27 protein-coding genes are annotated in these 21,779 nt (G+C 61.3%); 9 read left to right on the top strand and 18 right to left on the bottom strand.

Translation table 11 applies throughout. From position 1 onward, the window contains the following. Window positions 1-8 precede the first annotated feature (8 nt). The 7 genes from soxZ to Q0L94_RS16005 all read right to left on the bottom strand — a co-directional run bounded on the left by soxZ (window position 9) and on the right by Q0L94_RS16005 (window position 6,462). A complete protein-coding gene (soxZ, locus tag Q0L94_RS16035) occupies window positions 9-323 on the bottom strand; it encodes a thiosulfate oxidation carrier complex protein SoxZ (protein ID WP_296755210.1) in 315 nt (104 codons plus the stop codon). Window positions 324-395: 72 nt separating this feature from the next. Beyond that, on the bottom strand, window positions 396-863 hold the full coding sequence (gene soxY / locus Q0L94_RS16030) for a thiosulfate oxidation carrier protein SoxY (protein WP_296755208.1): 468 nt from the start codon (window positions 861-863) through the stop codon (window positions 396-398). A 66-nt stretch (window positions 864-929) separates the two neighbouring features. After that, entirely contained in the window at window positions 930-1,562 is a 633-nt protein-coding gene (soxX, locus tag Q0L94_RS16025; protein ID WP_296755206.1) for a sulfur oxidation c-type cytochrome SoxX, read from the bottom strand. Between the two features lie 13 nt (window positions 1,563-1,575). Then, window positions 1,576-2,391, bottom strand: coding sequence for a sulfur oxidation c-type cytochrome SoxA (soxA, locus tag Q0L94_RS16020; RefSeq protein ID WP_296755203.1), 816 nt, complete (start codon window positions 2,389-2,391; stop codon window positions 1,576-1,578). 443 nt (window positions 2,392-2,834) lie between these two features. Further along, entirely contained in the window at window positions 2,835-4,160 is a 1,326-nt protein-coding gene (locus Q0L94_RS16015; RefSeq protein WP_296755201.1) for a sigma-54 dependent transcriptional regulator, read from the bottom strand. After that, on the bottom strand, window positions 4,157-5,605 hold the full coding sequence (locus tag Q0L94_RS16010) for a HAMP domain-containing sensor histidine kinase (RefSeq protein WP_296755199.1): 1,449 nt from the start codon (window positions 5,603-5,605) through the stop codon (window positions 4,157-4,159). The genes Q0L94_RS16015 and Q0L94_RS16010 overlap by 4 nt, the downstream gene beginning before the upstream one ends. Further along, on the bottom strand, window positions 5,602-6,462 hold the full coding sequence (locus tag Q0L94_RS16005; protein ID WP_296755196.1) for a PhnD/SsuA/transferrin family substrate-binding protein: 861 nt from the start codon (window positions 6,460-6,462) through the stop codon (window positions 5,602-5,604). The genes Q0L94_RS16010 and Q0L94_RS16005 overlap by 4 nt, the downstream gene beginning before the upstream one ends. Window positions 6,463-6,724: 262 nt before the next feature. On the opposite strand from Q0L94_RS16005, the gene Q0L94_RS16000 reads away from it, so the two are divergent. From Q0L94_RS16000 to Q0L94_RS15960, 9 genes are all read left to right on the top strand, one after another. After that, complete coding sequence (locus Q0L94_RS16000; RefSeq protein WP_296755195.1) at window positions 6,725-7,432, top strand: 4Fe-4S dicluster domain-containing protein; 708 nt, start codon at window positions 6,725-6,727, stop codon at window positions 7,430-7,432. Window positions 7,433-7,441: 9 nt separating this feature from the next. Further along, complete coding sequence (gene nrfD / locus Q0L94_RS15995) at window positions 7,442-8,299, top strand: NrfD/PsrC family molybdoenzyme membrane anchor subunit (protein ID WP_296755192.1); 858 nt, start codon at window positions 7,442-7,444, stop codon at window positions 8,297-8,299. A 25-nt stretch (window positions 8,300-8,324) separates the two neighbouring features. Then, window positions 8,325-10,964: a molybdopterin-dependent oxidoreductase gene (locus Q0L94_RS15990; protein ID WP_296755190.1), complete on the top strand. Its 2,640-nt coding sequence runs from the start codon at window positions 8,325-8,327 to the stop codon at window positions 10,962-10,964. Window positions 10,965-11,222: 258 nt separating this feature from the next. Beyond that, entirely contained in the window at window positions 11,223-11,993 is a 771-nt protein-coding gene (locus Q0L94_RS15985) for a molecular chaperone (RefSeq protein ID WP_296755188.1), read from the top strand. Beyond that, window positions 11,990-12,388, top strand: coding sequence for a DUF309 domain-containing protein (locus Q0L94_RS15980; protein WP_296755186.1), 399 nt, complete (start codon window positions 11,990-11,992; stop codon window positions 12,386-12,388). Before Q0L94_RS15985 ends, Q0L94_RS15980 begins: the two co-directional genes overlap by 4 nt. Then, complete coding sequence (locus tag Q0L94_RS15975) at window positions 12,388-13,080, top strand: HisA/HisF-related TIM barrel protein (RefSeq protein ID WP_296755184.1); 693 nt, start codon at window positions 12,388-12,390, stop codon at window positions 13,078-13,080. The genes Q0L94_RS15980 and Q0L94_RS15975 overlap by 1 nt, the downstream gene beginning before the upstream one ends. 17 nt (window positions 13,081-13,097) lie before the next feature. Next, window positions 13,098-13,529 carry a hypothetical protein gene (locus tag Q0L94_RS15970; protein WP_296755182.1) on the top strand — a complete coding sequence of 144 codons (432 nt, stop codon included), beginning with the start codon at window positions 13,098-13,100 and terminating at the stop codon, window positions 13,527-13,529. 3 nt (window positions 13,530-13,532) lie between these two features. Next, entirely contained in the window at window positions 13,533-14,624 is a 1,092-nt protein-coding gene (locus tag Q0L94_RS15965; RefSeq protein ID WP_296755178.1) for a 4Fe-4S dicluster domain-containing protein, read from the top strand. Between the two features lie 21 nt (window positions 14,625-14,645). Continuing rightward, window positions 14,646-15,026 carry a hypothetical protein gene (locus Q0L94_RS15960; protein ID WP_296755176.1) on the top strand — a complete coding sequence of 127 codons (381 nt, stop codon included), beginning with the start codon at window positions 14,646-14,648 and terminating at the stop codon, window positions 15,024-15,026. Window positions 15,027-15,604: 578 nt separating this feature from the next. On the opposite strand, the gene Q0L94_RS15955 is transcribed toward Q0L94_RS15960, so the two are convergent. The 11 genes from Q0L94_RS15955 to Q0L94_RS15905 all read right to left on the bottom strand — a co-directional run. After that, entirely contained in the window at window positions 15,605-16,183 is a 579-nt protein-coding gene (locus Q0L94_RS15955) for a hypothetical protein (protein ID WP_296755173.1), read from the bottom strand. 50 nt (window positions 16,184-16,233) lie between these two features. Then, on the bottom strand, window positions 16,234-16,974 hold the full coding sequence (locus Q0L94_RS15950; RefSeq protein ID WP_296755171.1) for a ZIP family metal transporter: 741 nt from the start codon (window positions 16,972-16,974) through the stop codon (window positions 16,234-16,236). Between the two features lies 1 nt (window position 16,975). Beyond that, on the bottom strand, window positions 16,976-17,911 hold the full coding sequence (locus Q0L94_RS15945) for a SufD family Fe-S cluster assembly protein (RefSeq protein ID WP_296755168.1): 936 nt from the start codon (window positions 17,909-17,911) through the stop codon (window positions 16,976-16,978). Then, a complete protein-coding gene (locus tag Q0L94_RS15940; protein WP_296755166.1) occupies window positions 17,904-18,614 on the bottom strand; it encodes an ATP-binding cassette domain-containing protein in 711 nt (236 codons plus the stop codon). The genes Q0L94_RS15945 and Q0L94_RS15940 overlap by 8 nt, the downstream gene beginning before the upstream one ends. Window positions 18,615-18,628: 14 nt before the next feature. After that, the gene (locus Q0L94_RS15935; RefSeq protein WP_296755164.1) at window positions 18,629-19,069 is read right to left on the bottom strand and encodes an arsenate reductase ArsC; all 441 of its coding nucleotides are present in this window, start codon (window positions 19,067-19,069) and stop codon (window positions 18,629-18,631) included. Window positions 19,070-19,090: 21 nt separating this feature from the next. Continuing rightward, window positions 19,091-19,315 carry a GDCCVxC domain-containing (seleno)protein gene (locus Q0L94_RS15930; protein ID WP_296755161.1) on the bottom strand — a complete coding sequence of 75 codons (225 nt, stop codon included), beginning with the start codon at window positions 19,313-19,315 and terminating at the stop codon, window positions 19,091-19,093. 18 nt (window positions 19,316-19,333) lie between these two features. After that, window positions 19,334-19,747: an OsmC family protein gene (locus tag Q0L94_RS15925; RefSeq protein ID WP_296755160.1), complete on the bottom strand. Its 414-nt coding sequence runs from the start codon at window positions 19,745-19,747 to the stop codon at window positions 19,334-19,336. A 25-nt stretch (window positions 19,748-19,772) separates the two neighbouring features. Next, a complete protein-coding gene (locus Q0L94_RS15920) occupies window positions 19,773-20,006 on the bottom strand; it encodes a thioredoxin family protein (RefSeq protein ID WP_296755156.1) in 234 nt (77 codons plus the stop codon). An 11-nt stretch (window positions 20,007-20,017) separates the two neighbouring features. Further along, window positions 20,018-20,824 carry an arsenite methyltransferase gene (locus Q0L94_RS15915; protein WP_296755155.1) on the bottom strand — a complete coding sequence of 269 codons (807 nt, stop codon included), beginning with the start codon at window positions 20,822-20,824 and terminating at the stop codon, window positions 20,018-20,020. A gap of 11 nt (window positions 20,825-20,835) precedes the next feature. Continuing rightward, window positions 20,836-21,147, bottom strand: a complete 312-nt coding sequence (locus Q0L94_RS15910) for a hypothetical protein (RefSeq protein WP_296755152.1) — start codon at window positions 21,145-21,147, stop codon at window positions 20,836-20,838. Next, window positions 21,144-21,779, bottom strand: a 636-nt coding sequence (locus Q0L94_RS15905) for a permease (RefSeq protein ID WP_296755149.1), incomplete at its 5' end; no start/stop codon positions are given. The genes Q0L94_RS15905 and Q0L94_RS15910, both read right to left, overlap by 4 nt.

Raw genomic sequence — 21,779 nt, 5'->3', positions numbered from 1 at the left:
CAACCGACTTAGCCGATAACGGCTTCAGCAGTGTTCTTGTCGCCCTTGTTGTCGGTCCAGTTGACGACAACCTTGTCGCCGGCCTTCGGGCCTTTTACCTTGAATCCCAGGTAAGGGTTCTTGGAGACGCCGCTGCCCAGGTTGGCAGACAGTACGGTCGCGCCGTTGATGGTGGCGGTCACTTCCTGAATGAAGTGGGCAGGGACCAGTTGGCCGGTCTTGGCGTCTTTACGCAGACCGGTTTCCATCGGGTGGTTCATCAGCACCTTGACGTCGGCAACATCGCCAGCCATGGTGGCACGGATACGCATGGGTTCAGCCATTTGGCTTTCCTTTCCTAATTGAGTAATTACGCCCCGCAGGGAGTATCAATTTAATGGGGTGAGGCCGGAGGATTAACCGCCGCAGCCGCCGATGGTGACCTTGACTTCCTTGGCTGAAGTGTAGGTTTTGCCGCCAGCTTTCACTACTGCACGTACAAGTGCGGTCTGGCCCATTTTGATGCGGGTGGAGACGAAGCCCTGGGCGCCGCCGGACAGGTTGAAGTTTCCAACCAACGGCGTGGCGTTTTTCTCGGCGATGATGGCGATGCTGGTGGTGCCAGCGATGCTGCTGGTGACTTCCACCGGAACGACTGCGCCGTTTTCAGCGATGTCCGGCGCCTTGATGGCGATGTCCTTGCTATCTGCCGGGCCGGATACGCCGAGGCCTTTCATCGCATCTCCGACGTTTTTGGCTTCAAAGGCGGCTTCATTCCACGCGGCCATTACCTGGGTGGGCTTCAGCAGGCCGGCGGCCACGGCGACGGCCACGGTACCCGCGCCCGCGGCGCCTTTCAGTACGTTTCTACGAAGTGCATTCATGAGAGGGTTCCTTGAAAGAAAGCAAGCGGGCCGCAGTTGAAATGCGCTGCGGCCCTGCGGCAGGGATTACTTCTGGTTCAGCGGCGATTCCGGCGAGACCAGATAGGCCGTGATGTCCGCCACCTGCGCCGGCGTCAGGATGCCGTTGTGGCCCATCCGCGGCATGCTGGAACAGGCCACCGTCGCCTGTGCGTTATAGAGCTTGTCGTAGGTGTAGGTCACGATGTCATCGCTCGCGCCGCGCAGCGCGCCATACCCGGTGAGGCTGGGACCGATGTTGCCCGCAGCGACTTCCTTGGGATCGAGTGCATGGCAGGCATAGCAGTTGCCGCCATTGCCACCCTTCTGCTTGGCCGCCGGGTCGGGTTCGATCGCCCCGATACGCATGCCGAAACCGCCTTTCGCGAGCTTTTCGCCGTTCTTCCAGTCGCCCATCAGCTTGTTGCCGTCGGGATACTTGATGGTGGCGCGTTCACGCTTCGTGATGGCATCCGCATCCTTCGCGGGTGGATTGTTGCGGTATTTCGAACAGAGCTTTTGCGTCTCGTCCTGCGCCAGGCGCGACATGTCCTGGCCTTCGCCCGGCTTGAAGCTGCTGGCGACGAGCTTTTCGACCTTGGCGCTGAGGTCTTCGGCAGCATGGGCGCTGCCGAATGCGCCCGCCACAAGCGCAGAGAGAATCAGGGTACGGTTCTTCATGTTGAGGCCTCCGTTAACGCTTCATGCCGGGCAGGTCATACGTGCCGCCCTTGGCCTGGTGGGTGAGGAAGGAAATCAGCGCGACCGTCGCCGGCGAACCGTAGTCGATGTCGGGCGTGCGCATCTGCCAGTGGCAGTCCCACATGCGGTGCTGCATGTTGCGCACGACGCCATGCGAGACGCGATAGGTCGGCCAGGTGGTCATCGTCGCCTGGATGTCCTTCTTGTTGTACACGTTCACCAGGCCTTGCAGGCGCACGCGCTTGCCGTCCTCGGCGTGGCAGGTTGCGCAGGAGAAATCCATCGGGCCGTGGCGGTTCCAGAAATAAGCTTCGCCGACCTTCTGCGCCTCCTTCTCGGCCGGATGCTTGAGCGGCGGGTTGATCTTCATGCCGTTGCTCTGGTAGCCCACGTAGGCTGCGAGCATTTCGAGTTCGGTATTGGACTCGTTGTAGCGCTGATCGGCGTAGAGCTTCTTCTTGATCTCCGCCTCGTCGAAACCCTGCAGGGTCACCATGCAGCTCAGCAGGCGCGACTCGACATCCTGGACGCGTTTGGTGTCCTTAAAGTAGCGGGGCAGTTGAGCATAGGCGCCCTTGAGCTTGCCGGGACCGAGGCCGAAGTCGCATTTTTCCAGGCTGGCGTTCTTGGGGCCGCGCTTGGTCTTGTACAGCGCCTCGCCTTGGTCGATCACCAGAAAGCCCGGGTTGGCGTCCTTGTCGGCGAGCATGGCGCGGTATTCCTCCACACTGACCTCGCCCATCGCTAGGGGCGCCGCGAGTGCAAGCGCGAGGGCGGTCATTCCTTTCACCGTCAGGTTACGTTTCATTGAAGTCTCCTCTATATGGCCCGATCGTTCGAAACCGATCAACCCCTTTGCATGAGGCGTGCCACTTCAATGCCGATCGCATCGCATTGAAAGAAAGGAAGTTTCTTTACGAGTTGGAAACCTGGTGGCATTGCATTCTGCAAGCCCCCCTGCAAATTGCCATGCTCGGCAGGGGCCGACGAGCTTACTCAGCGCCAAACAGCACAGCCAACAGCCGCTTTGCAGCGGGAGACGCTGCCGAGGGCGTCGGTGCGGGCGCTTTCGACATTGAAGCGCATTTTGACTCGCTCATACAGGGTCTCGCTGCAACACAGCCTCCGCCCGCGGCGCAGCGTATGGCGCATCAGCCGTCCCGGCCAGCCAGCGATTTTCTCGCGGCTGAGCACGCCGCTGCGTGCTGCTCTTAAGTATGCTTGGCGTGTTCCTGGTATGGCGGACGCGTTCTAGTTAGAGGAAGAAATTCCGAGCTTTTTCATCTTCTCCCATAAATTTTTGCGGCTGATGCCGAGGCTTTCAGCTGTGCGTCCGAGGTGGTTGTCGTTGCGCGCGAGGGCATCGCGGATGTAACGCTCTTCGCAGCCTTGCAGGTAGCAGCCGAGCTCCCTGTTGTCTGCAGGAACTGGAAGTTCACCCTGCTCGAACAAGGCTTCCGGCTCCAGCAGCGGTCCAGGGGTGAGAATCGAGGCGCGCTCGATGGCGTGGCGCAGTTCCCTCACGTTGCCGGGCCAGGTGTGGGTGAGCAAGGCTTCCTCGCCTGCGCGGGAAAGCTGCTTGCGTTCCCCCTTGTCAGCCTGCTCTTCCAGGAAGAGGTGAGCGAACCACAGGATGTCTTCGCGCCGTTCCCGTAACGGTGGAATTCTGATTTGAATTACGTGTATGCGGTAGTAGAGGTCTTCGCGGAAACTGCCCTGTTCTACCATCTTGCGCAGGTCACGATGGGTGGCGAAAATTAGCCGAAGGTTGACAGAAATTTCCGCATTGCCGCCGACGCGCACGATCTTCCGCTCCTGAACGGCGCGAAGTAGTTTGACCTGCATGGTCAGCGGGGTATCGCCGATTTCGTCGAGGAACAGCGTGCCACCGTCGGCCTGCTCAAATACGCCCTTGCGCGTGCGTGATGCCCCAGTGAAAGCGCCCTTTTCGTGGCCGAACAGTTCTGCTTCGAGCAGCGACTCGCTGATTGCGCCGCAATTGATTGCAACAAAGGGGCGGTTCTTGTCCTTGGGGTCGAGGCGGTGGATTTCCTGTGCGATCACTTCCTTGCCTACGCCAGACTCCCCGGTGATGAGAATAGTTGGGGCTTGCTGGGCGAGACGTGGCAGGGTCTGCGCGATCTGGCGCATGGCAGGCGAGATGCCCAGGCGGCAGCTGTCTTCCTCGCAGGGGGGAACGCGGTTGCCGCACAGTGCCCCGACCTTTTCTACCAATTGATCAAGGTCGAAGGGCTTGGTGATGTAGTCCGCTGCCCCCAGCTTTAGTAGCGCAACGGCACGGTCGATCGAGCCGTGACCGGTAATGAAAAGAAATGGCGGCAGGCTGATGCCACGTTCGAGCAGACGGATAAAAATCTCCTCGCCGCTGCCGTCGGGCAGGCGGATGTCACTCACCACTGCCGTGTAATCCTTGCTCCCTACAGCTGTCAGGGCCGACTGGGCGGTGCGGTGCCATTCCACTGTGTAGCCCTCCAACTCAAAACGGTCGAGCAGCGATTCGCCCATGATCTCGTCGTCCTCGATCAGGCACAGGGAAGGTGTTGTTGGCTTGCTCATGCTTCTTCCTGCAAGGGTAGGGCGACGGAGAAGCGAGTTTCTCCAAGCTCGCTTTCCACCACGATGCCGCCGTTCAACTGGCGCGCCATCTGGTAGGTGACCCATAGGCCCAGACCGTGGCCATTGCGGCTCAGACGCGAAAAAGGTTCAAACAGGTAGGCCATGTCTTCATCCTCGATGTGGGTGCCATCGTTTTTTACCACCAGGGTGAAGCTGCGGCTGTCACGGTAAACCTGGCACTCGACACGTGTGTTCGCGGCACGGATGGCGTTGAGCAGCAGATTGAGGAGAATCTGCCGCACCAGGGTGGAGGGCAAAGGCAGGTCTTCTGTAATGTCGTTTTCCCATATCAGTTCAAGCCCTTTGTCGGCCGCTTCCGCAGCCACCAGGGTGCGCGTGTCCTCGATGTCGCGGCGCGACAGCGGGTGGTTCTCCACTTTGGTTTCCACCAGCAGGGCGGCGACCGTATCCTTGATCTGGGTCAGGCCGCGCTCCAGCAAAGCCAGCGTTTTGAGTGTGCGTGGATCGTCCGATCCGTGCCGTTTGAAGGTGCTGATGGCGTTAAGCATGCCCCCCAGCGGGTTGTTGATTTCGTGGGCGATGCCGGCGGAAAGCCGCCCCACCGCCGCCAGCCGTTCGCTTGCCATGATTTCCCGTTCCAGCTGCTCCTTTTCCTTGAGCTCGTTCAGCATGCGCTTGAAGGAAGCCCCGGCTCGACCGATTTCGTCATGTGATTCGAACAGGTCGCAATGCAGGTTTTCCGGCACGCTGGGCCCGATCTGGTCCATGCATCCCGCCAGTCGGACCAGCGGTCCAGCCATGCGATGGCCCCAGTACCAGGCGATGGGCAGCAGTACCGCCAACGCCAGCAGGGTCATCAGGGCGGCACGCTGGGCGATGCTGACGAAGCGGGGGATGAACAGACTCTTGGAGTAACCCATGACCAAGGTTCCCAGGCGCGTCCCTTCAGAAATAATGGGGATGGCGACGAACAGCCTGCTGGAATCGGGCGGGTCAACAACACTGGGTTTCACATCGTTCCGGTCCGTCGCCAGGTCACTGATTACGGCATATTCAGGCTCGATCCGGCTTGGGTCAGCGAGCATAGGGTACTGGGCGGGCCGGGTGGAAACATAAACCTGACCCCGGGTATCCAGCACCAGGATGGTCTCCGCGATTTGGGTCTGATCCAGACTTCCCCCTAGAAAGGGGGAATTGATGATTTCATACGCACGCCAGACATCATCATGGGTGATGGGGCCAACCAAGGTGTTGGCCAGCACCCGGCCCATGCTTTCGGCGTGACGCAGCAGGTCGTTGCGGGTTTCGTCATAGACCCGGAACAGGATGGAAGCAGTCACCAGAATAGCGGTGATACTGGCGAGCATGAGCACGCGCAAAGGGATCTTGTAACGCAGACTGAGGTCACGCAGGAAATGCTTCATGGCCGGATCGCCACTTTTCCGGCCATGCGCGCGATGCCATCAAAAATCTTGCGCTCACCGGGTATGAAGCCGTCCAGGTTGAGCTGGCGCAGTAATTTTCTCCCCTCATCGTTACCGCGCATGTCGACCAAGGCTTGCCGCAACGCCGCGAAATCACTATCGGGCAGAGTGGAGCGAGCGACAAATGGCGGAAAACCGAACTCGGGCGATTGCTCCACTACCCGGGTTCTGGCCGTCAGTTGCGGATGGGAGCGTTTCAGGGTTTCCCATACATAACCGTCCACAGCGCCGCCCTGGGCCAGTTCGATGGCGACCGCATCCACCACCTTGCGATGCGACCAGGTGTAGAAAGTGCGTGCAAAGAAGACCTCGGACCGCTCCCTGATCTGTGCCAGTGCGAACTGGGTATAGAGAAAACCGGAATTGGAATCAGGGTCGGAGTAGGCAAAGACCTTGCCGCGCAGATCAAGCAGGGACTTGGTGTGCGTGTCGCCAGCCGGAACGATGAGATAGGAGCGGTAGAGCGGCCGACCCTGGAACAGCGGCACGGCCAGAAGCCTGAGACTCCGTTCGTGACGTATGAACGGGAAACCACACAGCCATGCTGCGTCGAGCTGGTCCTTGCTGAGCAGATCGACAATCTCGCGGTAGCTCCCGCGCTGTACGAATACCACCGGACGTTTCAGACGTTCAGTCAGGTAAACGCGCCAGGCCTCCAGGAAAGTGGATTGGTCGTCGAGAAAAACGGGGGTCAGGCCAATGCGCAGTGCCGGTCCTTCGCTGGCAAGTGCTGCTGCGAATGCTCCAGGAGCCAGCCCGAACACGGCCAATGTTGCGCAAAACTGCCTTCTCGACACGTTTCATCCCCCATCTGAATTAGCTGGTTATTGTCGATGTTTACCAAATGGTAATACCGGAATTCATTCTTTGTAACCATCAGGTAATGGTGCTCGCGATTATTCTGATAAATATCTCTAATAAACAACATGTTATGTTCTGGCATGAATGATGCTAACTCAATAAGCAACCCGAGCATGAACAGGGTTATGGCTGCCCGCCAGTAGCTTTGATATTTCAAAAGCGGGCTGGAAATGGAATCTTAGGAGGAGACCGACAACCATGAGCGAAATGCGCTTGTCTTCCATCGAGACCCGTGGCGTGCCCGGTAAAAAAAGGTACGCCATGGTGATCGACCTGCGCCGCTGCATTGGCTGCGACGCCTGCATGGTCGCGTGCAAGGCCGAATTCGACGTGCCACTCGGGGTATTCAGAACCTGGGTGCCCTACAAGGTGGTGGGCACCTATCCCAATGTACGCAAGCATTTCATGCCACGCCTGTGCAACCACTGCGACGATCCCCCCTGCGTGCGTTCATGTCCGGTGGGGGCGACGTACAAGGTCGAAGATGGCGGCTTCGTGCTCCAGCATTACGAGCGCTGCATCGGCTGCAAGGCCTGCATGGCATCCTGCCCCTACAACGCCCGCTTCATGTTGCCCAAGAGCCGCACCTACACCGACATCACCAGCGTGGTGGACAAATGCACCTTCTGTCATCACCGGGTAACACAAGGGCTGTCACCAGCCTGCGTGCAGACCTGCATCGGCCGGGCGCGCATTTTTGGCGACATCAACGATCCCACGAGCGAGGTGTCGCGGCTGGTTTCCACCCTGCCGACCCAGGTGTTGCGCCCCGAGGAAGGTACCAAGCCGCACGTGTTCTACATCGGTGCGGACCGCAATATGTCTGAGCATGGTCGCGAGATTTACAGCCGGCCCGAGGTGCTGGAACAGGACCGCCAGGCGTTCAACAAGAACCACCAGGGTTAGGAGCGAATCATGGGTGACTTCAATATTTTCCATCACATGCCGTGGTCGAGTGCCTATTCGATCTACTTCTTCACCATCGGCATTTCGGCGGCGCTGTTCTTCATGTCCGCGCTGTCCTGGTATCGGGAGGAATTCAAGACCCTGCGTTCCAGCGCATTCTATCTCTCGTTCGTGCTGCTGGCGGTAAGCGGCTTGCTGCTGATCGGCGATCTGTCGAAACCGGCACGCTTCCTGAACACCTTGAATCCGGCCTATCTCAACCTCTCCTCGCCACTGGCCTGGGGTGCTCTCAACCTGCTCTCGTTCGGCGCGGTGTCGGCGGCCTATTTCTTCATGATGCGCAAGAAGAATGAAGCCATGAGCCGCAAGCTGGCGGTGCTGGGCTCGCTGCTGGCCCTGGGGTTGCCGATCTACACCGGTTTCGACCTCACCGTGCACCAGAACCGCCCGGTGTGGAACACCCCCCTGATGCCGGTGCTGTTCGTGGCCATGTCACTGGTATCCGGCGCTGCCGTGGCTTCTTTCCTGGCTGGCAAGCAGGAGAAGCTGTTGGTCATGCTGCGCCAGATCATGCTGTGGTCCGGGGGCGCTGTGGCTGTAATGCTGATTTCCATGCTGGGCACCACGGCCTACGGGGGCACCGGCGAGGAACTGACCTTCATGTTCATGACCAGCGGCACGCTTGGCGGCATCTTCATCGGGGTCGGCATCCTGCTCGGCACCGCCGCGCCCATCCTGCTCCTGCTCGCGCCCTTTGGACGTCAGCAGGGTGGCGTGATGCTCGCTGCCCTGCTGCTGCTGGTGGGGGGCATGGCCTTGCGCTATTCCATCCTGGTCGGCGGCCAGATCGTGCAGACCTATTTCTGAATATCGGGGAGACCGGAACATGGACATGTTGAATTTCAAGATTTCGCGCCGGACCTTCCTCCAGGCCAGCGCCGCTACCACGGCCGCTGCGGCGGCGTCCCCCAGGCTGCTCAAGGCAATGGAAACCGAACTGGGAGGCAAGGATTTCAACCCGGTTAACTACACTGAGCGCAAGGCGATTCCCATCACCTGCCACGTCTGCAACATCCAGGACGGCGCCATGGCTTTTGTGGAAAACGGTCGCATCGTCAAGCTGGAAGGCAACCCGGAGCATGTTTCCACGCGCGGCCGGCTGTGCGCCAAGGGCAACTCGGGCATGTGGTACACCTACGATCCTGACCGCATCCTCTATCCGCTGAAACGTGTCGGCAAGCGCGGCGAAGGCAAATGGAAGCGCATCACCTGGGACGAGGCGCTGACCGAGATCACGCAGAAGCTGGATGCGGCGCTCAAGGAAGATCCCAACACCATCATGCTGAAATACGGCCGCAACCGGACCGGCGGCGTGATCGACCGTTTCATGAGAACCCTGGGGTCGGCCACGGTGGTCAACCACACCTCGGTGTGCGAGTCCTCCAAGAAGATCGGCATGGAACCCACCTGGGGGCCGGACATCGAAACGCCGGATTTCGCCAACGCCAAGTACATCCTCAACTTCGGCTCCAACATCATGGAGGCGGCCTACTTCCACAACCCGTACTCCCAGCGTCTTGCCGACGGCATGGCCGACAACAAGGCCAAGCTGGTCACTTTCGACGTGCGCCTGTCCAACACCGCCGGGCGTTCGGATGAGTGGATCCCGGTATTCCCCGGCACCGACGGGGCGGTGGCGCTGGCCCTGGGCCACGTCATCCTGCGCGACGACCTGCAGGACAGCGACTTCATCGAGACCTGGACCAACGTTACGGTGGACGAACTGAAGCAGCATTACCAGCAGTTCACGCCGGAATGGGCCGCCAAGCTGTCCGGCGTGCCGGTGGCGACGATCGAGCGCATCGCGCGGGAATTCGCCACCACCAAGCCGGCGACGACTTACACCTATCGTGGCCCGGCCAAGCACCTGTACGGCTCCTACAACGAGAAGGCCACCATGATGCTGCCCATCATGACCGGCAACATCGAGGTGCGCGGCGGCTACTGCATGCCGCGCGGCATGGGCTGGCCCCAGCCGCAGCCGGAACCACCCAAGCCGGCCAAGCCGTCCTATCTGTCCCATCCGAGCGAATATCCGCTGGCCGGGCACAAGGTCAGCCACCTGACGCCGTTCTGGATTGCCGAGGGCAAGCAGAAAATCAACGTCTACTTCACCTACCAGGACAACCCGGTGTACACCAACCCCGGGTCGGACGCGGTGTGGGGCAAGCTGTTCCGCGACGAAAAGCTGATTCCCTTCTACGTTTCCATGAGCCCGTTCATGGGCGAGGAAACCGCGCTGGCGGACATCATCCTTCCCGACTGCCCCTACCTGGAGCGCTGGGAGCCAGAATCCATGCCCAATTCCCTGTGGCCGTGGATGGGCATCCGCCAACCGGTGATCAAGCCGCTGGGCGAGTCGCGCGAAAACCGCATCATCATGCGCGACATCATTCACAAGCTGGACCCGGACGGCAGCCGCGGCATGAAGCAGTACTGGAACTTCAAGGACGGCGAGGACTACATGCGCCAGCACTTCGACAACGTGCCGGGTCTGAAGGAAGCGGGTGGCCTGGATTTCCTCAAGAAACACGGCGTGTACCCCATCTACGGCAAGCTCGATCCGGGTACCGGCAAGATCGTGGACAAGACCGGGCGCGAAATCCAGCCGGAATACGGCCTGCACAAGAAGGAACTGTCTTCCGCCGACATGACCGGCGCCGTGGTGGAGAAGGGCGGCACCATCATGAAGAACGGCAAGGCCATCGGCGTCCAGCGCAAGGGCAGGAACTACGCTGGCTTTCCAACCCACGACCGAATCATCAATGTGCGTGTGGACCAGTGGGCGGAATATGGCTTCAACCCGATGCCGACCTTCAAGCAGATTCCCTGGCACAAGGAGATGAAGGACGACGAGATGATCCTCACCACCTACAAGGTCAACGTCCACAAACAGTCGCGCACGGCGGCGGTGAAGTGGCTGGCGGAGATCATGCACAGCAATCCGGTGTGGATGAACACCGAGACCGGCAAGAAACTGGGCGTGAAAACCGGCGACTTGGTACGGGTGGAAAGCAAGGTCGGCCACCTGGTTACCAAGGCCTACGTGTTCGAGGGTATTCATCCCAAGGTGGTCGCCATCCCGACGGCATTCGGCCACTGGGCCTACGGCAGGCTGGCCCAGCTCAAACTGAAGAGCGAGAAGGCCGGCGCCTGGGGCGCACAGGATGATCCGGATCTCAACAACGTGTGGTGGGAGGACAAGGGCGTCCACCCCAACCAGATCATCCCCGTGGTGGCCGACCCTATCGGCGGCTCACAGGGCTGGTACGACACTGTGGTCAAGGTGACCAAGGCCGGACCCAACGACAAGTACGGCGATGTGCAGGCCTCGTGGGACAAGCATGTGGAAGCCTTCAAGGAAACCATGCGCTACGCCTACACCGGCGATCTCCACCGCACGATGCACCCGGAAATGGCGTCTTGGGGCGGGCCGGAAAGCGTCAAGCACAAGGAGGTCGGAGGCCATTAGGATTTGTCGTTGGGTTAAGGGATCAGGAAATAGGGGAAACCCTCGCAATAGCTCCTGGCTCCTTGATAACCCCTCCGCGATTTCAGTCGGCGTTGTCTATAAATTCGACGTGGGCCTTTGGCCACGCTGATCGACGACCAACAAGGGCGAAACCTTCAACCAGGCGGCGTGCACTTCGCTTCCCACCGAACAGGCGGGGTGTTCCGGTCAAGAAGATCATCGCTTGACTTCTTGACCGGGTTTTTTGAGAGGATAGCCATGCAAGACCAGAATGTAGTTTCAATTGAACCCATGGAAGATAGCCTATCCCCTCTGGAGTTGCGGGCCCGCGCCGGTTACTACCAATTGCTGGCGGGCGCTTTCGTCGAAGAGCCGGGGCGCGATTATCTCGCTGCCGTGCGTGCGCCGGAAGCGCTGGCTGAGCTGGGCTTGGCGTTCGATGCGGATGTTACTGATATACCACTGGACCAGCTTCAGGATGTTCTGGCCTGCGAATACGCTACCCTTTTCACCACCTCCGGCGGCTGCCCGCCGGTCGAATCGTCACGCCTCACCGGGCGTTTCCAGCAGGAACCATTTCATGATGTGAAGGCCATATATCAGCGTTGTGGATTCGAGCTGCGACAAGGTAGGTTTGCCGTATTCGAGGACCAGCTCGGGGTCGAACTGACCTTCGTGGCGGTGCTGCTGGAAAACCAGGCGGCCGCTTTGGAACGCGGCGACATGGCAATGGCCAAGCGGCTGGAAAAGGAAATCAAGCGCTTCTGGGCCACCCACCTCGGCCGTTGGGTACGCGGCTACGCAACGCTGCTGGAGCGGGTGACGGAACATTCGTTCTACCGCGAAATCGCCCGCCTGTTGCGCGATTTTGCCGAGGCCGAACTGGCCCTGCTGAAGGTGAAGGTTGACGATGTGGACGGCGGCCGGGAAGTGGTGCCGAAAAGTGAAATCAATGTGCTGTTCAATCCCGACGAACCGGTATGCGGCGGGTGCGACCATGGCAAGCAGGAAAACAGGGCTGTCGCATGAACCATGAGTTCGCCTGGGACGAACTGGAACTGCTGTGGAACGCCAATAATTTCGGCGCCGTCCACGACTGGCTGGGCGAACGCTGGAATCACCTGATCCAGTCCCGGCCGGGCGGACACGAAGATCCGGATGCACAGTTCCTGCAGGGGCTGGCGTTCGCGGCGCTGGCCTTCCACTTCACCCAGAACCATAATCAGGACGGTGCTGCTCTGCTTAGCGATGACGCTCTGGCCGTGTTGCCGAAATTTGTGCCGGCTTATCGCGGGGTGGCGCTCGACCCCATCCTGGAAACGCTCAATACCTTGAGGCCGCAGCTGGATGGGTTGGACTGCGAGGCCGACTGTCCCATGCAGCCTTTTGTGTTCAACAAGTTTGAATACCGGATGACGAACTGATGACTCAAGCCATGCCGGAAATCACCCTGCGCCGCTGGGTTAAACCAGAAGACAGCCCCTTTGCCGAGCCGGTTTTTCTCTTTGACAGCGATGAATTGCCCGAGGAGCTGTCGCGCGTATCTGTGGTGCTGCGCAGTGCAGGTCTGGAACGTGCCCGTGAATTGCTGGCGCTGGGCGCGGAGCGAGTCCTGCTAGGCGAGGCTGTGTTGCTTGACAGCAGTCTGATCGAGGATATGGTCCGGGAGTTCGGTAGCGAGAGGGTGGGGGTATGGGCGCCAGCGCGGCGGCAGGAGATTAGCTGGGCGTTGGACCTGCATTCCAATGCCGATTTTCGCTGCGTTACGCCCTCTTATGCCAAACCGGCGTGGGAAGTGTTGAAAAGCGATGGCAGTGGCAGCGGCACCGATGCCGGCTGGTGGCTGGCGCAAATGCTGGAGCGCGGCGCTTCTCTGGTGCTGCTCGGGGTGGACATCGCCGACGATGCCGACCTTAACCTGTGCGCCGAGCTGGTTGAGCGGTTCAGTGCCTGCCTGTGGCTGACGCCGCTGGCGAATCCGGAGGTGGATCTGCTTCCCTGGATTCAATTTGGCCAAGCCAGAAACCTGGCCATACCCAATAGCGAACATTACGATGAAGTAGTGATGTCGGCCCTGTGTCAGGCACTGGAGCCTGCGATTGCGGGCGTGGCATGAACTGGCTTGGAAGATTCATGATTGTCCTGGTCTGCGCCTTGTCAACGCCGGCGTGGGCTGGGCGGGCCGAACTGCTGGATAGCGCCAAACTTGCGGAAGTGCTGAAAAAGGGCCAGCCCTGCTGCGTGATCGACGCCCGTGGTGAAGGCCGACGTAAGCAGCAGCCCATTCCCTTTGCCGTGATCTACAAGGAAGGCGTCAAACCCAAACCGGGCGGATTCGCGTTGGTTGTTGGTGACAACGATCAACGGGCGCTGGAAATCGCCCAGGTTGTTTCCAAGAAGAGCGGCCAGGACGTGTTCGCGGTTAAGGGCGGTTACCCCACCTTGAAGCAGGTTCAGTCGGGTGGCAAGGCATCTCCAGCCGGGGCAGAAACCCTCACGCCGCAGAGCTTTACCATCCCCAGCAATACCTGCGAGCAGGGGCAGGCGTTGCATGAATACAAATAACCCATGCTGACCCAGCCGGAATACCGTGCCAGCCGCTGTACCCGTTTCCGTTACCGATACAGCGGATGCAGCCGCTGTGCCGACGCCTGTCCTCACGAAGCGGTTGAACTGAGCGATGAGGGCATCAAAATCAGCGCTGAGGCATGCCAGAACTGTGCGTTGTGCGCCGCCGCCTGCCCCACGGAAGCGCTGCTGGCGGACAACCTGCCGCGTATCGAAGTTCTGAAGCGCACCACCAAGCGGCCCGAGGTGACCTTTGCCTGTGCGCCTTCTGAATTCAAGGGGGACGAGATCGTCCCCTGCCTGGGCGCCCTGGACGCGGCGATGCTGAGCTATCTGGCTAGCCGTGGCATCGCTGTCACGCTGGCCGGCACGCAGCATTGCGCCGAATGTGTCCATGGATCGAGCGGAGAAGCAAGGCTGGGACTCAACTTGGAGGTGGTCGACACCCTGCGACGCGTTGTCGGTAACGACAAGTGGGCCGAAATTTCCGTGCCTGACGAAAGCGATTCTGATCCTGGAAAAATCGAACATAACCCTTCCCGCCGTCACCTATTCCGCCGCTTCGTCGGGCGCGGCGCCGACCAGTTGACGCGCCCGGTTCCAGTAAGCGAGGCGCCTCCGGTTCCCCTCAAGGCGATCCGCTTCGCCGCGCCGTTTTCCACCGCCGGACGGGAACTGCTGCAAATTTTGTTCAGCACGCCGCAGGAAACCTCCATGCCCTTGCCCGCCCATGCCGCCCTGCTCGCAGCGCAGGTCGGCATCTGGCCCGGCTGCACCGCCTGCGAGGCATGCGCCCGCGCCTGTCCGACCGGTGCGCTGCAGATCAAGGAAAGCGCCACGGCCTGGCAATTGGGGTTCGAGTTCACGCGCTGCGTCGGCTGTGGCGTGTGCGTCGAGGTGTGCCAGCCCCATGTGTTGCATTTCAAGGACGAGATGGAAAACCTTGCCAAGTCTCCAGAACCGGTGACGCTGCATGGCTTGGGCAAACAGCGATGCAGCCGATGCGACCGCTTCTTCATCTCGGCGGAACCAGAGCAAATCTGCCCGATCTGCGAGGGGGATGACGCGGATTTTGTTTCGCTGTTCGGATAGGCCTCTACAAGGAAGACAATCATGGAATGGGAATTTACACCGCAGCAAGTGGTTAAAGGCGAAATCAATTACCGTCTGGAAGAGTTTCGGCATGACCTGTTGCAGGAAGTGGCCTTGAACATACCTGACCTCGGCAATGAACAATTGGAGCCGGTTTTTCGCTTGGCATACGACCTCTGCTACTGGCTCGCCACTGGCAAGGACTACAACGAATTCGAGGAACGTTTCCAGGACCTCAATACCGTGATGTTCCTGCGCGCATTGAGGGAGCATGGCAAGGCCAATGTGGAAATGCTAGGCGCCATCCTGCAGCGCATGATCATGGATGGGGTGGAAAAAGGGCTTTCTGTAAGTGACGCAGTCGCACAAGTGGCATGGCATCAGGAGCAGGCAGCATCCTGAATGCGATCTCCGTATTGATTTCGTTGTAGCGCTGGTCTGCGAAGGCCTTCTTCCTGACCTCCGCCTCGTCGAAGCCCTGCATGGTGACCGTGCAGCTCAGCAGGTGCGATTCGACGTCCTGGACGCGCCTGGTGTCCTTGAAGCAGCTGGCTGGGCGTAGGCCGCCTTGAGCTTGCTGGGCCAAGGCCAAAGTTGCACTTTTCCAGGCTGGCGTTTTTTTGAGCCCGTTTGGTCTTGTACCGCTCCTCTACCTGGTCGATCACCACAAAGCCGGGGTTTCGCCCTTGTCGGCGAGCATGGCACGGATTCCTCCACGCTCACCTCGCCCATCGCTGCAGGCGCCGCGAGTGCAAGCGTGAGGGCGGTCATCCCTTTCGCCGTCAGGTTCGGTTTCATTGAAGTCTCCCTCTGGATGGCCTGGTCGTTCGAAACCGATCAACTTCTCAGCATGAGACGTTCCACTTCAATGGACGATTCATCTTGTTGAATAAAAAGATGTTTTTTGACGAACTAAAAACCTGGTGGCATTGCATTCTGCAAGCCCCGGCAAATTGCCTGCTCGGCGGGGGCCGACTAGCTTACTCAGTACCAAACAGCACAGCCAACATGCGATCACGCTCTTCCGGGGTTGGCAACGAAGCAGATTCAGAAGCCAGCACCGCATCGTCCCGGTGGGGATGGAACGACGGAGTGGCGGCCCAATCGACGCGGCCTTCGGCATCGAACGTCAGAAGCGCATAGGTTTCATTGACCACGGTTTCGGGCGTCCCGTGCGTCATGCGCACATACCACTCCGCCAGACGTATGGTCTTTCCAGCAAGATGTGGGTTGGCGGCTGCGCCGCGAACCAGTTCCACATACAGGTGGTGCGGGATTGGATGGACCTCACCCTGGGCATCGATCAGGAACACGAAGGACGCATGGCGCACAAGCGGGACAGTGGGTTCGGTTTCCCGTCTCGCATACTCGATCAGCCTGGAGTCGATCAGGGTCAGCATCTCATCGTAGATCTCGCGCGCCGCTTCATTCTGCGCCTCACCCTGCCGTACGGTCAGGTATTCGCGCAGTTCGCGCAGCGCGGCTTGTGCACCCTCAAGCAGCGCCCGCTCGTCCGTGATGGCAAGTTGTGACGGATGAAGCGCTTCCTGGTTCGACATGGTGTTGTTCCCTCTCTATCAAGTCCGGCTTCAGCCCGGGCGGCCCGTTGTCACTTCACGCTCACCATGAGGAGCGCAGTCGCCACGCCGGCAAGGAAGGCGAGCCATGCGTAGGGTCGACGCTGGCGCTCCACCTCGGGCAGCAGGTGCGTGGCGCCTACATACAGCAGCATGCCAGCCGAAAGTGACAGCAGCGCACCCAGGGTGCCGGCTTCGATGCGCGCCACGCCGGGATAGGACACCAGCACTCCGAGCGGCGTCGTGAGGGCTGCGGCTGCGAAAGCAAGCCAGAATGCCACGGTCCGCCGAAAACCGCCGTGCAACAGAAGCAGATAGGTGACGATGCCTTCCGGAAATTCGTGCAGCACCATGCCGGTTGCCGCGAGCGTGCCAGTGAAGGCGCTGACCTTGTAGGTCACGGAGTAGACCATGCCGTCGATGAAGGAATGAAGGGCAATGCCCAAGACGGGGACGATGCCGATACCTGGCTGGATCGCGTGGTGCCGCTCGCACACGAAACCACAGAGGAAGCGCTGGAACAGGTGCATGCCGACGAAGCCAGCGAGCAGCAGGGCAGCGGCATGCGCATTCATCGCGAACGACTCGGGCACGAGATGAACGACCGAGGCAGCGATGAGCACGCCGGCCGCATAGCTGATGAAGTAGACGACTTTCGCGCGCGCCCAGGATTCGAAGCGGCGTACTGCATAGATGCCGAGGGTGGTGACGAAGGCTGCCAGCAAGCTGGCGGCAAGCGGCAACAGGAGGGGGGAACCGCCGGCGAAGCTCACCTTAGCCGAGCATGCCGAGGATGATGCGGTCAACGGCCTCGTCCGGATCGAGTCCGCGCGCCATCAAGGCTTCGAGCTGGCGCTCGTCCACTGCGCCGATGGCGGCCTCGTGGGTCACCTTGGCCTGGGGGTGGGTGACCTTCACCTCAGGCACGGCGGAGGCCACTGCGTTGCCGCGCACGATCTCCAGGCAGTCGACGTGGCCGCGCACACCGGCTGCGTTGCCGTAGGTAGCGCCGACGATATGGGCGCGTGCCTCGTCCTCCACCGCCACGCGGCTTTTCACCAGCCCACGGGCGCCGGCGCCGTTCAGATGCACCCGCTCGCAGATGTCGATCCGGTCGGCGCCATGGCCGTAGACCTTGCTGGTGAGTTCGGCGCTCGCATCCGCGCCGACCTCGACGTCGTAATCAACGTCGAGTTTGCCGACCAGTCCCTGCACGAGGCTGAAGTCAGCCCGGTAGTGCGCCCGCTCGCCCACCTTCACCTTCGCCCGCGGCACGACCTCGATGCCGCCGGAGAGACCATGGTAATGCACCTCGTTGTACATCAGGCGCGCGCCTGGCCCGAGCTCGATGCGGGCATCCATCGCATGGCGCGCCTGGTCAGGGAACATGAACAGGCAGTGCGACCAGAAGGTCGCATGCGCATCGGCTTCGAGCATCACGTCCAGATCGACGTTCTGCACGCCGAAGCGTTCGAACAGGCCGAAGCAAAGATGCACCGGCTGAGTGATGATGCGACCTTCCTCGACCACGATCCGGGCATGCACGCCCTTCGCATCGGCATGGGATTCGATGCGGACGCCGGAAATGGATTGCTGGCTGAGGACTTCATGCCCGTACGCGACCACGTGGGCGGTGTCCGGCGTGAGGATGAGGCCAGGATCCTCGCCGATCTGGCGAAAGGCCTGGTAGAGCGGTTCGAGGTTAGGCACGGCACGTCTCCCCGTCGCAGCGGCGGCAGCGCCGCGCCTTGTAGTTCGCGATCACAGCCGCCGGCGCGCCCTGGTAGACGATGCGCCCGCCGCACAGTTGCGAGGCACGGTCGGCCCTGGCGGCAAGCGCCTCCTGATGGGTGATCAGCAGCACCGCGCCCTGCTGCCGCAGGGCATGGATGACACGGGTGATTTCGTCCTCAGACAGGAAATCGATGCCCGCGGTAGGCTCGTCCAGTATGGCCAGGCGCGGCTGGAGCGCGAGCACCCCGGCCAGTTCGATGCGCTTACGCTCGCCGCCTGACAGCGTCCGGTCCAGTGGGCGGGCGAGGTAGTCGTCCGGCACCAGGCCTACCTGGCGCAGGCAATCGGCAGCATCGGCCCTGCCGCCGAGCGCGAGGTAATCGGCTACGGATAACCCTTCGAAGCGCGCGGGCTCCTGCCAGGCCAGCGCAAGGCCGAGCCGGGCGCGCTCATGGAGGGGAAGCTGCACGATGTCCTCACCGGCGAAACGCATGCGGCCTGTGACGGACCGGTAGCCCGCGCAGCCCATGATGGCGTAGGCCAGGCTGGACTTCCCGGCACCGTTGGCGCCCAGCAGGACGTGCAACTCACCGGCATCAACCGTCAGCGAGACCGCGGTGAGCACCCGTCGCGCGCCCACATCGAGACTCAGCTGCGTCACATCGAGGAGTGCCGACATCCCCGACCCCGGACTCAGCCGGCCCGAACTGCGCTTGTCGCGGCGATCCACTCCTCGAGGCTTCGCCGGAGTTCGTCGCGCACGCGTCGATAGGCTGTCAGCTTGTCAGCATCGGGGTTCAGCGCTGCTGCGGGATCGTCCACTTGCCAGTGCAGGGTTTCGCAGTCACGCGCGAAGTCGGGACAGGCTACCCGGGCCCGGTCGCACAGGGTAATGACGTGGTCGAACTGGGTGTCGAGATAGTCGTTGAGGTGTTTGCTGCGCTGCCCAGAGATATCAAGGCCGATTTCAGCCATTGCCTGGACTGCCAGTGGATTAAGGGGAGCAGGCTCATCAAGTCCAGCGCTATGCACTTCATAGCGCGTGCCGCCGAGGCTGCGCGTCAGGGCCTCCGCCATCTGGGTGCGCGCGGAGTTGCTGTCACTCAGGAACAGGACACGAATCGGGGTATGCATGTCGGCCTCCCTATATATCGATTAGCAACAGCATCCTGCCCCGTCCTTGCCTCGTACCGCCTGGATAGGCGGACAGGGCACGCTGCCGTACGAACAGAATACACAACAGTCGCCGGGGCGGGGCTTGAGCAGCGTCCTGCAGGCCGGACATTCGTAGAACCACTGGCATGCATCCGTGGGCATGGTCAGGGACTCGGCATGGCCGCAGACAGGACAGGTGAGCAAGGATTCGAGTTCGGTCGTCAACGGGCCACCTTCTGTTGCCTATTTGCGCCGCAATGCGCCGGTAAGCCGGGTACCTGGCGCCACGGTGTTGAACACCGTGCCGTATTTCTGCACGTTCTCGTGCAGCAGTTCCAGGCGACGGTCCGATTCGTCGCTATCGACGATGATCTCGTAGCTGATGGATTCCAGCTTCGGCGGCACGTCCTGGCGCACGCCGTCGATCCGCACCTCGACGCCGCGCAGCGAGAAGTTGAGCATTGGCGTGATGCGCTCGATGCCCTTGATGATGCAGGCGGACACCGCCGCCAGCAGCAGTTCGGCCGGGTTGAAGGCCATGGAGTTGCCAGCCAGGTCGGTGTCGAGCAGGATTTCCGCCTGCTTGCAGCGCGACATGCTGCCATGGGCGTCGATGCGGACGCTTTCAACGTGGAAGCTCATTTTCTGGTCGCTCATGGCCATCCTCGGTCAGCCATGGTGGTTACTGCAGCCAGCCTTCGATCTTCTTGCGATCTGGCACGCCGCCGGCGTGCACCACCTTGCCGTCGATCACCACGCCGGGCGTCGACATGACGCCGTAGCCGAGGATGGCCGCCATGTCCTCGACCTTCTCCAGATTGACCGCCACGCCGCGTGCCTGCGCAACCTCCTCGATCAGTTTCAGCGTGGTCTTGCAGTTGGCACAGCCGCTGCCGAGCACTTTGATGTTCTTCATGCTGCTCTCCTTCAGTTTTCCGGCTTGACCGCCTCGATGGTGGCGGACGCAATGTAGTCTTCGACTCCGCGCCCAGGCGCCCAGTTGCGGATGAACTCGCGGCTGGCGTCCTTGGGGGCGATGCGGATGTCGGCAAAGCCCGCGTCCGCGAGCATCGCGGCAAGCTCGTCGACGCTCGCCGCGCCGGCCACACAGGCAGTGTAGAGTGCCACTTCCTGCTGCATCTCCGGCGGCAACGGGGCGGTCGTGACGATGTCCGAAATGGCGAGACGGCCAGCGGGCTTCAGCACCCGGAAGGCGTCGCGGAAGACCTGCGCCTTGTCGGGCGAGAGGTTGATGACGCAGTTGGAGATGATGACGTCGACCGTCGCGTCGGCGACCGGCAGGTGCTCGATCTCGCCAAGGCGGAAGTCGACGTTCGAATAACCACCCTTGGCCGCGTTGGCGCGCGCCTTGGAGACCATGTCGGGGGTCATGTCAACGCCGATGACAGCACCGCTCGCGCGGACCTGACGCGCGGCCAGGAAGGCGTCGAAGCCGGCGCCGCTGCCGAGGTCGAGCACGGTCTCACCGGGCCTCAACGCGGCGATGGCCTGCGGGTTGCCGCAGCCGAGGCCCAGGTTGGCGCCTTCCGGCACCGCCGCCGTCTCATCGGCGCTGTAGCCGATGCCGCGCGACAGCAGCTCGGCGACGTCCTGGTCGGAAGGCGCGCAGCAACCGCTACTCGGCGCGCAGCAGCCAGCGGATTCGGCGCGCGCGACGGCGCCGTAGGCGTCACGCACCTGGCGGCGGATCTGGTCGTGTTCGTGTGCACTCATGATGTCTCCTTTCAGCAGCAGGACTTGCCTGAGGGGGTGGGCGTGCAGCAGGCGCCGCCCTCCGTCACCGCGATGGCGGCGAGCTTGTTCGCGGCGCGCGGGAAATGCGCCGCACAGGCTTCGTCGAAGCTGGCGTCGAGCTTTTGCGCGGCCTCGTCGCGGATGTGGCGTGCGATCTCGATCACGGTGTCGATCTGCTCGCGTGACACGCCATAGTCCCTCAGGCGGTCGACCTGGCACAAGCCCTGTTTGGGATGGTTGGCCGCGATGTTCGCCGCCAGCGAAACTAGCGCGATGATGGACGGATGCAGGTCGGTACTCATAGAACCCCCTTCAGAGAATTGAACAGCAAGCCCACGATGACAAACGCGATGCTAAGGTAGCCCGCGAACAACGCCAGCAGCGGCACCTTCACGACCTTCTTCAGGATGATCATCTCCGGCAGCGACAGCGCGGTCACCGCCATCATGAACGCCAGCACCGTGCCGATCGGCACACCCTTGTCGAGCAGCACCTCGGCGATCGGGATGATGCCGACCGCGTCGGAATACAGGGGCACGCCGACCAGCACCGCGCCGACCACCGACAGCACGCCGCCGTCGCCGGCGATCTTCGCCACGAAATCGGCCGGCACATAGCCATGGATGAAGGCGCCGACTCCGACGCCAATCAGGATGAACTTCCAGATGCGGCCGACGATTTCCTTCACCTGGGCGAGCGCGTAGTCGTGCCGGGCGCGCAGCGAAGTGTCCTCCTCAATCTCTGCGATTTCGCCCATGCGGACCTTCCACACATAGTCCTCGACCCAGCGCTCGGGCTTGAAGCGCTCCAGCACAAAGCCGCCGATCAGGGCGACGCTGAGTCCGGCGGCGACATACAGCACGGTGAACTTCCAGCCGATGAGCGACGCCAGCACCACGATGGCGACTTCGTTGATCATCGGGCTGGCGATCAG

This window comes from Thiobacillus sp. (assembly GCF_024708915.1).
The sequence above is the reverse complement of the archived record's forward strand: the minus strand, read 5'-3'. Positions and strand labels throughout refer to the sequence as shown.